The organism is Pseudomonas sp. QLc11A (assembly GCF_052112305.1).
In the GTDB taxonomy this organism is placed as follows: Bacteria; Pseudomonadota; Gammaproteobacteria; order Pseudomonadales; family Pseudomonadaceae; genus Aquipseudomonas; species Aquipseudomonas laurylsulfatiphila.
Window position 1 is genome coordinate 84,481 of sequence record NZ_JAVAJJ010000013.1, and the last position, 14,297, is coordinate 98,777.

The 14,297-nt window shown below is 62.7% G+C and carries 13 protein-coding genes; 10 read left to right on the plus strand and 3 right to left on the minus strand.

Going from position 1 to position 14,297, the window contains the following annotated elements; all coding sequences use genetic code 11:
* The first annotated feature begins 66 nt into the window (after window positions 1-66).
* From paaB to paaZ, 8 genes are all read left to right on the plus strand, one after another.
* Window positions 67-348, plus strand: coding sequence for a 1,2-phenylacetyl-CoA epoxidase subunit PaaB (gene paaB, locus Q8X48_RS19180; RefSeq protein WP_007943393.1), 282 nt, complete (start codon window positions 67-69; stop codon window positions 346-348).
* Between the two features lie 8 nt (window positions 349-356).
* Window positions 357-1,118 (plus strand): 1,2-phenylacetyl-CoA epoxidase subunit PaaC, encoded by a 762-nt coding sequence (gene paaC, locus Q8X48_RS19185; RefSeq protein ID WP_407801257.1) that lies wholly within the window; start codon window positions 357-359, stop codon window positions 1,116-1,118.
* Window positions 1,105-1,638 (plus strand): 1,2-phenylacetyl-CoA epoxidase subunit PaaD, encoded by a 534-nt coding sequence (gene paaD, locus Q8X48_RS19190; RefSeq protein WP_126050232.1) that lies wholly within the window; start codon window positions 1,105-1,107, stop codon window positions 1,636-1,638. Before paaC ends, paaD begins: the two co-directional genes overlap by 14 nt.
* Before the next feature lie 34 nt (window positions 1,639-1,672).
* A complete protein-coding gene (gene paaE, locus Q8X48_RS19195; RefSeq protein WP_407801256.1) occupies window positions 1,673-2,749 on the plus strand; it encodes a 1,2-phenylacetyl-CoA epoxidase subunit PaaE in 1,077 nt (358 codons plus the stop codon).
* Window positions 2,750-2,925: 176 nt separating this feature from the next.
* Window positions 2,926-3,234, plus strand: a complete 309-nt coding sequence (locus Q8X48_RS19200) for a DUF485 domain-containing protein (RefSeq protein ID WP_218485395.1) — start codon at window positions 2,926-2,928, stop codon at window positions 3,232-3,234.
* Window positions 3,231-4,877: a cation acetate symporter gene (locus Q8X48_RS19205; RefSeq protein ID WP_407801255.1), complete on the plus strand. Its 1,647-nt coding sequence runs from the start codon at window positions 3,231-3,233 to the stop codon at window positions 4,875-4,877. Before Q8X48_RS19200 ends, Q8X48_RS19205 begins: the two co-directional genes overlap by 4 nt.
* A 22-nt stretch (window positions 4,878-4,899) precedes the next feature.
* The gene (locus Q8X48_RS19210) at window positions 4,900-6,153 is read left to right on the plus strand and encodes an OprD family porin (protein WP_407801254.1); all 1,254 of its coding nucleotides are present in this window, start codon (window positions 4,900-4,902) and stop codon (window positions 6,151-6,153) included.
* Between the two features lie 58 nt (window positions 6,154-6,211).
* Complete coding sequence (paaZ, locus tag Q8X48_RS19215; protein WP_407801253.1) at window positions 6,212-8,269, plus strand: phenylacetic acid degradation bifunctional protein PaaZ; 2,058 nt, start codon at window positions 6,212-6,214, stop codon at window positions 8,267-8,269.
* A gap of 137 nt (window positions 8,270-8,406) precedes the next feature.
* On the opposite strand, the gene Q8X48_RS19220 is transcribed toward paaZ, so the two are convergent.
* Genes Q8X48_RS19220 through Q8X48_RS19230 form a run of 3 tightly spaced genes read right to left on the minus strand, consistent with a single transcriptional unit; the run spans window position 8,407 to window position 11,867 of the window.
* Window positions 8,407-9,315 (minus strand): helix-turn-helix transcriptional regulator, encoded by a 909-nt coding sequence (locus tag Q8X48_RS19220; RefSeq protein WP_407801252.1) that lies wholly within the window; start codon window positions 9,313-9,315, stop codon window positions 8,407-8,409.
* Window positions 9,312-10,730 carry an aminotransferase gene (locus Q8X48_RS19225; RefSeq protein ID WP_407801251.1) on the minus strand — a complete coding sequence of 473 codons (1,419 nt, stop codon included), beginning with the start codon at window positions 10,728-10,730 and terminating at the stop codon, window positions 9,312-9,314. Before Q8X48_RS19225 ends, Q8X48_RS19220 begins: the two co-directional genes overlap by 4 nt.
* Before the next feature lie 39 nt (window positions 10,731-10,769).
* Entirely contained in the window at window positions 10,770-11,867 is a 1,098-nt protein-coding gene (locus Q8X48_RS19230) for a polyamine ABC transporter substrate-binding protein (RefSeq protein ID WP_407801250.1), read from the minus strand.
* A gap of 214 nt (window positions 11,868-12,081) precedes the next feature.
* On the opposite strand from Q8X48_RS19230, the gene Q8X48_RS19235 reads away from it, so the two are divergent.
* Window positions 12,082-12,864, plus strand: a complete 783-nt coding sequence (locus Q8X48_RS19235; RefSeq protein ID WP_217835853.1) for an enoyl-CoA hydratase — start codon at window positions 12,082-12,084, stop codon at window positions 12,862-12,864.
* Complete coding sequence (locus Q8X48_RS19240) at window positions 12,861-14,042, plus strand: acetyl-CoA C-acyltransferase family protein (RefSeq protein ID WP_407801249.1); 1,182 nt, start codon at window positions 12,861-12,863, stop codon at window positions 14,040-14,042. Before Q8X48_RS19235 ends, Q8X48_RS19240 begins: the two co-directional genes overlap by 4 nt.
* Window positions 14,043-14,297 lie beyond the last annotated feature (255 nt).

Sequence of the window (14,297 nt, forward strand, 5' to 3'; positions counted from 1 at the left end):
CGCGGTGCTCGCGGGTACATCGCGAGCAAGCTCGCTCCTGCAGAGCCTCTATGTGGAGTAACTGAAATGTCCGAGTGGACCCTCTTCGAAGTCTTCGTGCGCAGCAAGCACGGCCTGAACCACAAGCACGTCGGCAGCGTGCATGCCGCCGATACCACCATGGCCATCGAAAACGCGCGCGAGCTCTACACCCGTCGCAGCGAAGGCGTGAGCCTGTGGGTGGTGCCTTCGGCATTGATCACCGCTTCGTCGCCGGATGAAAAAGACCCGCTGTTCGACCCGTCGGACGACAAGGTTTACCGCCACGCCAGCTTCTACGAGCTGCCGGCCGAAGTCGGGCACATGTGAGGTCGACCATGGACAACAAGACTGATCTGATCGAATACCTGCTGCGCCTCGGCGACAGCGCCCTGATCCAGGGTCAACGCCTGTGCCAGTGGTGCGGCAAGGCACCGGCACTGGAAGAAGAGCTGGCACTAATGAACGTCGGCCTCGACCTGGTAGGCCAGGCGCGCAACTGGCTGGAATACGCCGCCGAACTGCTGGACGACGGCCGTGACGCCGATCACCTGGCGTTCCGTCGTGACGAGCGCGCTTACCGCAATCTGCTGCTGGTGGAACAACCCAACGGCGACTTCGCGGTGACCATGCTCAAGCAGTTCCTCTACGACGCCTGGCACTTGCCGGTATTGCAGGGCCTGAGCCAGTCCAGCGACGAACGCATCGCCGGGATCGCCGCCAAGTCAGTAAAGGAAGTGACCTACCACCTGCGCCGCTCCGGCGAGTGGGTCGAGCGTCTGGGCGACGGCACCGAGGAAAGCCACAAGCGCATGCTCGCGGCCATCCCTGAAGTCTGGCGCTTCACCGTGGAACTGATCGCCGCCGACGACAGCGAACAGCGCCTGTACGAAGCCGGCATCACCCCGGCCATCGCCAGCGTGGCCGCCCAGTGGCAAGCCAAGGTCGAGCAGATCTTTACCAGCGCCACCCTGCCCGTGCCCGCCGCGCCGAGCTATTTCTACCTGAATGCGCGCAAGGGCCTGCACAGCGAACACCTGGGCATCCTGCTGGCCGAAATGCAGTGCCTGCCACGAGCGTACCCCGATGCAACCTGGTGAGCTGATCGCCAGCGACCTCGGCGCCCGGCCGGCGGGTCCGACCGACCTGGCTGCCGCCTGGGCGATCCTTTCAGAGGTCATGGACCCGGAAGTGCCGGTGGTCAGCGTGGTTGACCTGGGCATCGTCCGCGACCTGGACTGGCAGGCCGGCCACCTTCACGTGGTGGTCACGCCGACCTACTCCGGCTGCCCGGCCACCGAAGTGATCGAGAGCGATATCCGTGAAGCCCTGGAACTCGCCGGGTTCAAGGCGCCGCAGCTTGAGCGCAAGTTGACCCCGGCCTGGACCACCGACTGGATCAGCGCCAGCGGCCGTGAACGCCTGCGCGCCTACGGCATCGCACCGCCCGAGGGCAGCACCAGCAAGCGCAGCCTGCTCGGTGAAAGCCCGCAGGTTGTGTGCCCGCAATGCGGCAGCGCCCACACCGAAGTGCTCAGCGAGTTCGGCTCCACCGCCTGCAAGGCGCTGTACCGCTGCGTCGATTGCCGGGAACCGTTCGACTATTTCAAGTGCATCTGAGCGGCGAATCGGCCGTCCCAGCTGGAGAACAACAATGAGCAAATTTCACAGCCTGACCATCAAGGACGTGCGCGCCGAGACCCGTGACGCGGTGTCCATCGCCTTCGAGATTCCGCAGCACCTGCAAGACAGCTTTCATTTCACCCAGGGCCAGCACCTGGTGATGCGCACCCGACTGGACGGCGAAGAAGTACGCCGCTCCTATTCGATCTGCACCGGGGTCAACGACGGTGAATTGCGTATCGCGGTCAAGCGTGTGGCCGGTGGACGCTTTTCGGCGTTTGCCAACGAACAGCTCAAGGCCGGGCATACCCTGGAAGTGATGCCACCGGCCGGGCATTTCTGCGTCGAACTCGACCCGGCTCGCCACGGCAACTACCTGGCCGTGGCCGCGGGCAGCGGGATCACGCCGATCCTGTCGATCATCAAGACCACCCTGGAAACCGAACCCCACAGCCGCGTCACCCTGCTGTACGGCAACCGCTCCAGCTCCGGCGCGCTGTTTCGCGAGCAGCTGGAAGACCTGAAGAACCGCTACCTGCAACGCCTGAACCTGATCTTCGTGTTCAGCCGCGAGCAGCAGGACGTCGACCTGTACAACGGCCGGATCAACGCCGAGAAGTGCGAGCAGCTGTTCACCCGCTGGCTCGACGTCAAGGCGCTCGATGCGGCGTTCATCTGCGGCCCGCAGGAAATGACCGAGACCGTGCGCGACAGCCTCAAGGCCAAGGGCATGCCAGCCGAACGCATCCATTTCGAACTGTTCGCCGCCGCCGGCAGTGAGCAAAAACGTGCAGCCCGTGAAGCCGCCCGTCAAGTGGACGCGGCGGTCAGCCAGATCACCGTGATCAGCGACGGCCGCGCCTTGGCCTTCGACCTGCCACGCAACAGCCAGAGCATTCTCGACGCCGGTAACGAGCAAGGTGCGGAACTGCCCTACTCGTGCAAGGCCGGCGTGTGCTCGACCTGCAAGTGCAAGGTCATCGAAGGCGAAGTGGAAATGGACAGCAACCACGCCCTGGAAGACTACGAAGTGGCCGCCGGCTACGTGCTGTCGTGCCAGGCGTTCCCGATCAGCGACAAGGTGGTGCTGGATTTCGATCAGCTCTGATCGGCCCGCACCGCCCCCCTGTAGGAGCGAGCTTGCTCGCGATGGTCGTGAACGATGACGCGGGTTGCCTGATACCCCGCGGCGATCTCAGGTTCATCGCGAGCAGGCTCGCTCCTACAGAGTTCGCGCCGTACTTGCTTCCCCCCCCACAACAAAAACAACAAAGGAGAGTCACCATGAGCCCGCAAGAAATAGAACTCATCCGCCAGCACCCGGATTTCATCCAGCTGGTTCGTCGCAAACAGAAGCTGTACTGGTCACTGAGCCTGGCCATGCTGGTGATCTACTACGGCTTCGTGCTGCTGGTGGCTTTCTCCCCCTCTACCCTCGGCCAATCCCTGAGCGGCGGCGTGACCACCGTGGGCATGCTGGTGGGTGTCGTGATCGTCGGGCTGGCCTTCGCGCTGACCGGCTTCTATGTCTATCGCGCCAACAACGTGATCGATCCTTTGAATGAAAAACTCAAGCAGGAGTGCGCCCGATGAACCGCCTTCTCGCCTTGTTCCTGCTGCCGCTGGCGGTGGTCACTGATATCGCGGTGGCCGCCGACGGCGTCTCCCGGCCGCTGAACTGGAACGCCATCGGCATGTTCCTGGTGTTCGTCCTGTTCACCCTCGGCGTGACGCGCTGGGCGGCACTTCGCACCCGCTCCGCCGCCGATTTCTACACCGCCGGTGGCGGCATGACCGGTTTCCAGAACGGCCTGGCGATTGCCGGCGACATGATCTCGGCCGCCTCGTTCCTCGGCATTTCCGCGATGATGTTCCTCAATGGCTACGACGGCCTGCTCTACGCATTGGGCGTGCTGGCCGGCTGGCCGATCATCCTGTTCCTGATCGCCGAACGCCTGCGTAACCTGGGCAAGTACACCTTTGCCGACGTGGTGTCCTATCGCCTGGAGCAAACCCCGGTACGCCTGACCTCGGCCTTCGGCACCCTGACCGTGGCGCTGATGTACCTGGTGGCGCAGATGGTCGGCGCCGGCAAGCTGATCGAGTTGCTGTTCGGTATCGACTACCTCTATGCGGTGATGCTGGTCGGCGTGCTGATGGTGTTCTACGTCACCTTCGGCGGCATGCTCGCCACCACCTGGGTGCAGATCATCAAGGCGGTGATGCTGTTGTTCGGCACCAGCTTCATGGCGTTCATGGTGCTCAAGCACTTCTGCTTCAGCACCGAGGCGATGTTTGCCGGCGCCACCGCCGTGCATGCCAAGGGCAACGCGATCATGGCCCCCGGCGGTTTGCTGTCCAACCCGGTCGATGCGATTTCCTTAGGGCTTGGCATGATGTTCGGCACCGCCGGCCTGCCGCATATCCTGATGCGTTTCTTCACCGTCAGCGATGCCAAGGAAGCGCGTAAAAGCGTGTTCTACGCCACCGGTTTCATCGGCTACTTCTACTTGCTGCTGATCATCGTCGGCTTCGGCGCCATCGTCATGGTCGGCACCGATCCGGCATTCCGTGACGCCAGCGGTGCGATCATCGGCGGCGGCAACATGATCGCCGTGCACCTGGCCCAGGCGGTAGGCGGCAACCTGTTCCTCGGTTTCATCTCGGCGGTCGCCTTCGCCACCATTCTGGCGGTGGTTGCCGGGCTGGCACTGTCCGGCGCCTCGGCGGTGTCCCATGACCTGTATGCCTGCGTGATGCGCAAGGGCCAGGCCACTGAACAGCAGGAAATGCGCGTGTCGCGAATCGCCACCCTGTGCATCGGTGTGCTGGCGATCATCCTCGGCCTGCTGTTCGAGTCGCAGAACATTGCCTTCCTCTCGGGCCTGGTGCTGGCCATCGCCGCGTCGGTGAATTTCCCGGTGCTGTTCCTCTCGATGTACTGGAAAGGCCTGACCACCCGCGGCGCCGTCCTCGGCAGCCTGTCCGGCCTGGTCTCGGCGATTGTCCTGCTGGTGCTGAGCCCGGCGGTGTGGGTCAACGTGATGCATCACGACAAGGCGCTGTTCCCGTATTCCAACCCGGCGCTGTTTTCCATGAGCCTGGCGTTCTTCAGTGCATGGCTGTTTTCCGTCACCGACACCTCGCCCCGTGCAGTCCTTGAGCGCGGTCGTTATCTGGCGCAGTTCATCCGTTCGATGACCGGCATTGGTGCCACTGGCGCCAGCAAACACTGAATATTGGCAGGGAATAAAAATAATGAAACCCGCACGTCACGCACCTTGTGAATCACTGTTTTCGCTGGCCGCCGCATTAAGCCTGCCCATGTTCGCCCCCAGCGCCATGGCCGACTTCATCGGCGACAGCAAGGCCCGCATCGATATGCGCAACCACTACATCAACCGCGATTTCCGTCAGCACAACGCGCCGCAATCCAAGGCCGAGGAATGGGCCCAGGGTTTCACGGCGCGTATCGAATCCGGATTCACCGACGGCACCTTCGGTTTCGGTCTCGACGCATTGGGGGAGCTGGGGCTCAAGCTCGACTCCAGCCCGGATCGCCGTGGCACCGGGCTGCTGCCGTTCGGCCCGCAGAGCCATGAGCCCGACGACGAGTACAGCGAGCTGGGCCTGACCGGCAAATTGAAAGTATCCAAAAGCGTGTTGAAGCTCGGCACCCTGCAACCCTTGTTGCCCGTGGCGACTTACAACGACACGCGCCTGCTGAGTTCGACCTTTGAAGGTGGCTTGCTGACCAGCCAGGAAATCGACGGCCTGACGGTGAATGCCGGACGCCTGACCAAGGCCAACCTGCGGGACTCCTCCAGCAACGATGACATCGGCTTCGGCGCCGCCACCAGCGACCACTTCGACTTCGGCGGCGGCAGCTACGCGTTCAGTCCACAACTGAACCTGAGCTACTACTACGGCAAGCTCGACCAGATCTATCGCCAGCAATTCGCCGGATTGCTGCATACGCAAGCGCTGGGCAGCGGCTTCAACCTGCGCAGCGATGTGCGCTACTTCGACAGCCGGGGCGACGGCGCCGAACGCGCCGGGCGTATCGACAACCGCGACTTCAACAGCATGTTCACGGTGTCCCACGGTGCCCACAAGGTCAGTGCCGCCTACCAGCAATTGTCCGGCGATAGCGCCTTTCCGTTCCTCAACGGCGGTGACCCCTATGTGGTCAACCTGGTGACTTTCAACACCTTTACCCGCGCCGAGGAGGATTCCTGGCAGCTGCGTTACGACTATGACTTCGCGGCGCAAGGCATTCCCGGCCTGACCTTCATGACCCGCTACACCGACGGCCGCCACGTCAAGGCGGGCAGCGTCGACAACGGTCGCGAATGGGAGCGCGACACCGATATCAGCTACGTCATCCAGAGCGGTGTGTTGAAGAACGTCAGCCTGCGCTGGCGCAACGTGACCTTCCGTTCCGGCAATGGCTTGACGACCGACCTCGATGAGAACCGCTTGATCGTCGGTTACACCCTGGCGCTTTGGTAATTCCGAAAGGGCGCGGTCGCGGCCGCGCCACAACCCTTCATCACCTGGAGCAATCGTGATGTCCTCTTCACCTGCAACTCTGCAAAGCTTCATCGCCGGCCGCTGGATCGGCCAACACGGCGCACAAATCCTGCGCAGCGCCATCGACGGCCATGAAATCTTCCGTACCCATGAAGAACGCCCGGACTTCGCCGAAGCCATCGAGCACGGCCGTCGCCAGGGCGTCAGCGGCTTGATGGCGCTGGACTTCCAGCAGCGCGCCCAGCGTCTCAAGGCCCTGGCCCTGTACCTGAGCGAGCGCAAGGAACAGCTCTACGCGATCTCCCACCACAGCGGCGCGACCCGTGCCGACAGCTGGATCGACATCGAGGGCGGCAACAGCACGCTGTTCACCTACGCCAGCCTCGGTTCGCGGGAACTGCCGTCGGGCAACGTCGTCCACGAAGGCCCGGCGCTGCAACTGAGCAAAATGGGCACCTTCGCCGGTACCCACATCCTCGTGCCGCGTGGTGGCGTGGCCGTGCACATCAATGCGTTCAACTTCCCGATCTGGGGCATGCTGGAGAAGTTCGCACCGAGCTTCCTCGCCGGCATGCCGTGCATCGTCAAACCGGCCAGCGCCACCAGCTACCTGACCGAAGCCGTGGTGCGCCTGATGGATGAGTCCGGCCTGCTCCCGGCGGGCAGCCTGCAACTGATCATCGGCGGCACCGGCGACCTGCTCGACCGCCTGCAGGGCCAGGACGTGGTGACCTTCACCGGTTCCGCCGACACGGCGGCCAAGCTGCGGGTCAATCCGAACCTGATCCGCAACTCGGTGCCGTTCACCGCCGAAGCCGACTCGCTGAACTGCGCGATCCTCGCCCCGGACGTGACCCCGGACGACGAAGAGTTCGAGCTGTTCATCAAGGAAGTCGCCCGGGAAATGACCACCAAGGCCGGGCAGAAATGCACCGCCATCCGCCGCGCCATCGTGCCGGCCAAACACATCGACGCAGTCGCTACCCGTCTGCGTGATCGCCTGGCCAAAGTGGTGGTCGGCGACCCGTCGGTGGAAGGCGTGCGCATGGGCGCACTGGCTTCCCACGATCAGCAGAAAGACGTGGCCGAGCGCCTGGAAGCCCTGTTGCAGAGCAGCGACATGCTGTTCGGCGCCCGCGACGGTTTCGAGCCGCGCGGTGAACATGTCGACAAAGGCGCGTTCTTCGCCCCGACCCTGTTGCAGGCCCGTGACCCGCATGCCGAGGGCGGTGCCCATGACATCGAAGCATTCGGCCCGGTCAGCACCCTGATGGCCTACGACGATCTCGACGAAGCCCTGGCCCTGGCCGCGCGCGGCAAAGGCAGCCTGGTGGCCAGCCTGGTGACCAAGGATCCGCAGATCGCTGCCAAGGCGATTCCGGTGGCAGCAGCCTGGCACGGGCGCCTGCTGGTGCTGGATCGCCACTGCGCCGGCGAATCCACCGGTCACGGCTCGCCGCTGCCACAACTCAAGCACGGCGGCCCGGGCCGCGCCGGCGGCGGTGAAGAACTCGGCGGCCTGCGCGCGGTGAAACACTACCTGCAACGCGCGGCGGTGCAAGGTTCGCCAACCATGTTGGCGGCGGTCACCGGCGAATACGTGCGCGGCGCCAAGGTCATCGAAACCGACGTGCATCCGTTCCGTCGCCATTTCCAGGACCTGCAGATCGGCGAGTCGCTGCTGACCCACCGCCGCACCGTCACCGAAGCGGACCTGGTGAACTTCGGCTGCCTGTCGGGCGACCACTTCTACATGCACTTCGACGACATCGCGGCCAAGGAATCGCAATTCGGCAAGCGCATCGCCCACGGTTACTTCGTGCTGTCGGCGGCGGCCGGGTTGTTCGTATCCCCCGGCGTCGGCCCGGTGCTGGCCAACTACGGCCTGGACACCCTGCGCTTCATCAACCCGGTGGGCATCGGCGACACCATCCAGGCGCGCCTGACCTGCAAACGCAAGATCGACCAGGGCAAGAAGAGCCCGCAGGGGATTCCGCAGGGAGTTGTGGCGTGGGATGTGGAGGTCACCAACCAGTTGGGTGAGCTGGTGGCCAGTTATGACATTTTGACCTTGGTCGTAAAACGCGAAGACTGACGTGACAACCTGTAGGAGCGAGCTCGCTCGCGATGGACGTGAATGATGGCACGCGCTTTCCGGATGAACGCGTTGTTCTCAGGTTCTTCGCGAGCAAGCTCGCTCCTACAGGGGTATCGGTAGGTCAAAAAACTTGGTCAGTGCCTGCGCAACCACTCGATAAACAGCGCAAACAACTCCGACTGCGAACCCACCTCCAGCTTCAGGTACAGGTTCTTGCGGTGCATGCGCACGGTTTCCGGCGAGATGTTCATCTGGCTGGCCGTGGACTTCACCGAATGCCCACGCAGCACCATATGCGCCACTTCCCGCTCTCGCTCGGTGAGCAATTCACAACCGAAGTTCTCGAACGCCGCCTGCACCCGATGCTTGAGATCGTCGCGCAGGCCTTGCTCGTCATCTCGCTCGATCCCGGCACTGCGCAGCAGTCCACGCTGGCTGAACTCGCTGATGAATTCCCGCACCAGCGGTTCGACGGCTCGAAGCAGGTTCAACTGTTCGTCGCTCAGGCATTCACCGCCGAAACCCTGATAGAGGCTGACGGAAATCTTCGTGTCATTGCCGGTATCGACGATGTAGTAGCTGTCTTCCGAACAGCCCGCCTTCAGGTAATAGGATTTGTAGTAGTCACTGTCAAAGAAGTTGTCCGGGGCGATTTCCTCCAGGTGATAGAAGCCTTGCGCCAACCCCTGCTCCACCGCCAGGCAAAACGGGTCGAGCAAATAGCCCCCGGAAAAATAGCGCTCAAGAATCGAGACCTGATACTCCTGGGCAATCCCGCGCTGATGCAGCAGCTGTGGTGCGCGGTCCTTGCGCTCCAGGCTGATCATCATCGACTCCACGGACACCAGCTGCGCCAACGCTGACGCCAGGTACTGCAGGGCGTCAGGCTCATCGACATGGGCGAATGCCTCGCGCATTCCCCCATGCCATTTGTGCAACGCCCCGAAGGGCATCGCGATCAGCGTATCGTCGTCTGGTTTGCTCATGCCCCGCAGTCTAGCGGGTGCGCTGGCCCTTGGTAACAGCCTGTGTGGCGAATTCATTGGCCGCCATACTGACCGCTGGCCTGAAGCTCAGCGGCCACTTCGACAATGCAATCGCGCAAGGTCTCGACGATTTCATCGACCTGGGCAAACGTCAGGATCAGCGGTGGCGACATCACGTTGAGGTGCATGATCGGCCGCACCAGCAAGCCCCGGGCCTGTGCCCGCACGTGGATCTTCTCGCCGATGTTGATCTCGTCGGGGAACAGCGCCTTGGTGTGTTTATCGGCGACGAACTCCACGCAGGCCATGAGTTTCTGGCAGCGCACATCCCCCACCAGCGGCAAGTCGCGCAGGGTTGCCAGGCGTTCTTCCAGATAAGCGCCTACCGTGTCGACATGGGCCAGCAGGTTTTCCCGCTCGATGATTTCGATGTTCTTCAGTGCCGCCGTGCAGCACACCGGGTGGCCGCTGTAGGTGAAGCCGTGGGTGAAGCAGCGGCCCTTGCCCGGCTCGGCGATGACCTTCCAGATGCGCTCGGAAAAGATGCACGCGCCCAGCGGCAGGTAGGCCGAGGTCAGGCCCTTGGCGGTGGTGATGATGTCGGGCTGCACGTCAAACACATCGTAGGAAGCGAAGAACTTGCCGAGGCGCCCGAACGAGGTCACCACTTCGTCGGCGACGAACAGGATGTCGTAACGCTGGCAGACGTCCCACATGCGCTTGAGGTAGCCCCGGGGCGGAATGATCACCCCCCCCGAGCCCATGATCGGTTCGGCAAAGAAAGCGGCGACCTTGTCCGCGCCAATCGACAGGATCTTGTCTTCGAATTCCTTGACCAGGAACTCGAGGAACTGCGCCTCGTCCATGCCGTCCGGCGCGCGGTACGGGTTGGGGTTGGAGACGTGGTGGATCAGCGGGTTGGCGTAATCGAACTCCGGCACCCGGTCGGCGGCCTTGTTGCCGATCGACATGGTCAGGGTGGTGGAGCCGTGATAGGCATTGAACCGGGCGATGACGTGTTTCTTTTCCGGCTTGCCGCGGCAGTTCTGGTAGTACTGGATCAGCCGGTACGCGGTGTCCACGGCGGTGGAGCCGCCGGTGGTCAGGAACACGTGGTCGAGGTCGCCGGGGGCCAGGCTGGCGAGTTTTTCGCACAGTTTGATGGCGACGTTGTTCGACATGTCGGAAAACGGATTCGAATAGGCCAGCTGGCGCACCTGGTCGGCGATGGCCTCGGCCATTTCCTCGCGGCCCAGGCCGATGTTGGTGCACCACATGCCGCCCACCGCATCGAGAAAGCGGTTGCCCTGGGTGTCGTAGATGTAGGCGCCATCGCCGGCAACGATGTTCAACGAGCCTTGTTCGGCGTGTTCGTCGAACATGTGGTAGCCGTGCATGTGATGGGCCTTGTCGGCCTTGACCAGCCGGGACTCGTCCGCTGGGGAAAAAACGCTGCGTGTTGGCGTCGCCATAAATGAACCTCTAAGCGAAATGACTAACGTTCGAACCAATCAGATGCCGCTTTTCACGGTGCTCCAAACCCGGGTAATCGCCCGCATGTCCTTGGCGTCCTGGGTCTTCTGCGGAAACAGGCGCTTGCGGGTCTGCGCATCGGGGTAGATCGCCGGGTTGTCGCGGACATCGGCATTCAACAGGGGCGTGGCCGCCGCGTTACTGTTGGCGTAATTGATGTAGTCACTCACATCCGCCATCACCTGCGGCTGCATCAGGTATTCCAGGAATTTGTGCGCATTGGCGACATGCGTCGCATCGGCCGGGATGTACAGGTTGTCGAACCAGATCAGCGAGCCTTCCTTGGGGATGAAGTAGGCAAGGTCGATCTTTTTCCTGGCTTCTGCGGCGCGGGCCATGGCCGTGGCGTAATCGCCGGACCAGGTCATGGCCATGCAAACGTCGCCGTTGGGCAGGCTCGTCAGGTAATTGACCGAGTCGAATTTGCGGATGTACGGCCGCACGGACAACAGCAAGTCCTGGGCGGCCTTCAGATCTGCCGGGGCGGCACTGTTCGGGTCACGTCCCAGGTACGTCAAGGCCAAGGGTATGACTTCGGTCGGGGCATCGAGCAGGGTCACACCACAGTCGGCGAAGCGCGAGACGATCTTCGGATCGAAGATCATCGCCAGCGAACCGATCGGCGCGTCTGGCATGCGTTCCTTGATCTTGTCGACGTTGTAGGTCACGCCATTGCTGCCCCAGGTGTAGGGCGCAGAGTACTGGGTGCCGGGGTCATAGCCTTGCAGATCCTCGAGGATTTGCGGGTCGAGGTTGGTCCAGCCCGGCAGCTGTTTTTTGTCCAGCGGCTGGAACACCTTGGCCTTGATCAAGGGTGGCGCGAGCGAGGCGTTCAACACGATCAGGTCATAACCGGAATGGCCGGTGAGCAACTTGGCCTGCACCGTTTCATAAGAGTCGAAGGTGTCGTAGACCACCTTGATACCGGTGGCCTTTTCGAAGTCGGCGATGGTTTTTTCACCGATGTAATCCGCCCAGTTGTACAGCCGCAGCGTATTGCTGTCGTCCGCATAGGCATTCAATGTCAACGGTACAACAAACAGACTGGAAATCACCTTAAGCAGTGTCTTGCCCATAGCAAATGCACCTTATAGCGAGTTCGGCTCTGGATGAGCGGATGCCTCCACTATTGGTCGATTGGCCGGGCGGAACCATACCCCGAATGGGTGTGTGTCGTTTTTGGCACACCGGCATGGCAAAAAGCGGCAGCGCAGTTGACCCGTTTTGCCATAGATCGGGATTTGTCCGACGCTTAAAGTGGCAGCCTGAACCGACCCTGCGGAGCCTGCGATGACAGATTTGATCAAACACGAGCAACGCGACGGCGTGTTGACGCTGACCATCGACCGCCCGGACAAGCTCAACGCGCTGAACAACGCCATGTACACGCAACTGGCCGAGCTGTTGCTGGCCGCCGACGAAGACCCGCAGACCGGCGTGATCATCCTCACCGGCGGCCCGGCCTGCTTCACCAGTGGCAATGACCTGGTGGATTTCCTCCAGCATCCGCCCACTCATCTGGACGCCCCGGCGTTTCGCCTGATGAAAGTCGTCACGCACCTGCAAAAGCCGCTGATCGCGGCAGTCTGCGGGGCGGCCATCGGCATTGGCACCACCTTGCTGCTGCATTGCGATCAGGTGCTGGTCACCCGCAACGCCAAGCTGCGCATGCCGTTCGTCAACATCGGCCTGTGCCCCGAGTTCGGTGCCAGCCTGTTGCTGCCCCGTCGACTCGGCCATGCCCGCGCCGCGAGCCTGCTCCTGCTGGGCAACGGCCTGGACGGCAACGAAGCGGTGAACTGGGGCATCGCCAACGAAGCCTTCGATGACGGCGAGCAATGCCTGGCAGCGGCCAGAAAAATCGCCCAGCGCTTTTTGGCCCTGCCCCGGGAGGCCTTGCGCCAGTCCCGTCAGTTGATGAAACAGGCGACGTTGCCGGAACTGCAAGCCACCCTGCGCGAAGAAAACACGCTGTTCATCCAGCGCCTGAATACCGACGAGGCAAAAAACGCCTTGAACGCCCTGCTCAATCGCAGTACAGACAAGAATCCACCGAAAGGAAACCAGCCATGAACACTCCGGAAATCTACGTCGTCAGCGCCGCCCGTACCGCCATCGGTACGTTCGGCGGTTCGCTCAAGGACGTGCCCCTGGCCGACCTCGCGACCACGGCCGTGAAAGCCGCCCTGGAACGAGCCGCCGTGGACCCGGCGCTCGTTGGCCATCTGGTGATGGGCAACGTGATCCCGACCGAAACCCGCGACGCCTACATCTCCCGCGTCGCCGCGATGAACGCCGGCATCCCGAAGGAAACCCCGGCCTACAACGTCAACCGCCTGTGCGGTTCGGGCCTGCAAGCGATCATCAACGCCGCCCAGACCCTGATGCTCGGCGATGCCGACATCGTCGTCGGTGCCGGTGCCGAATCCATGAGCCGCGGCCCGTACCTGATGCCGTCCGCCCGTTGGGGTTCGCGCATGGGCAACGCCCAGGTCATCGACTACATGCTCGGCATCCTGCATGACCCCTTCCATGGCATCCACATGGGCATCACCGCCGAAAACGTCGCCGCACGCAACGGCATCACCCGCGAAATGCAGGACGCCCTGGCCCTGGAAGACCAGAAACGCGCGGCCCACGCGATTGCCAACGGCTACTTCAGCGAGCAGATCGCGACCGTGGAAATCCAGGATCGCAAAGGCGTCAAACTGTTCAACGTCGACGAACACCCGCGCGCCACGTCCCTGGAACAGCTGGCTGCGATGAAGCCTGCGTTCAAGAAGGACGGTTCGGTCACCGCCGGCAACGCCTCGGGCCTCAACGACGGTGCCGCCGCGCTGGTCATGGCCAGCGGCAACGCGGTCCAGGCCAACAACCTGAAGCCACTGGCCCGCCTGGTCAGCTACGCCCACGCCGGCGTCGAACCGGAATTCATGGGCCTGGGCCCGATCCCGGCCACCCGCCTGGCGCTCAAGCGCGCCGGCCTGACCGTCGCCGACCTGGACGTGATCGAAGCCAACATCGCCTTTGCCGCCCAGGCCTGCGCCGTCAGCCAGGAACTGGACCTCGACCCGGCCAAGGTCAACCCGAACGGCTCGGGCATCGCCCTGGGCCACCCGGTGGGCGCGACCGGCGCGATCATCGCCACCAAGGCCATCCACGAACTGCACCGCACCGGCGGCCGTTACGCGCTGGTGACCATGTGCATCGGCGGCGGCCAGGGGATTGCGGCGATTTTCGAACGCGCCTAAGCAATAGCCGCAAAAAAGGCCGGTGATCGCGCAGATCACCGGCCTTTTTCATTTCGGTAAACCAGTAGCGATCTCCTGTGGGAGCGAGCTTGCTCGCGATGGCGGCGTGTCAGGCACCATCATTGTTGACTGGACTACCGCTATCGCGAGCAAGCTCGCTCCCACAGTGGTTCTCTAGCGCATGCAGAATCTCCTTCTCTCTGAACAAAGCACCTGACGACCGGCAGCAAAAACCATTTGCCACAAAATATTACA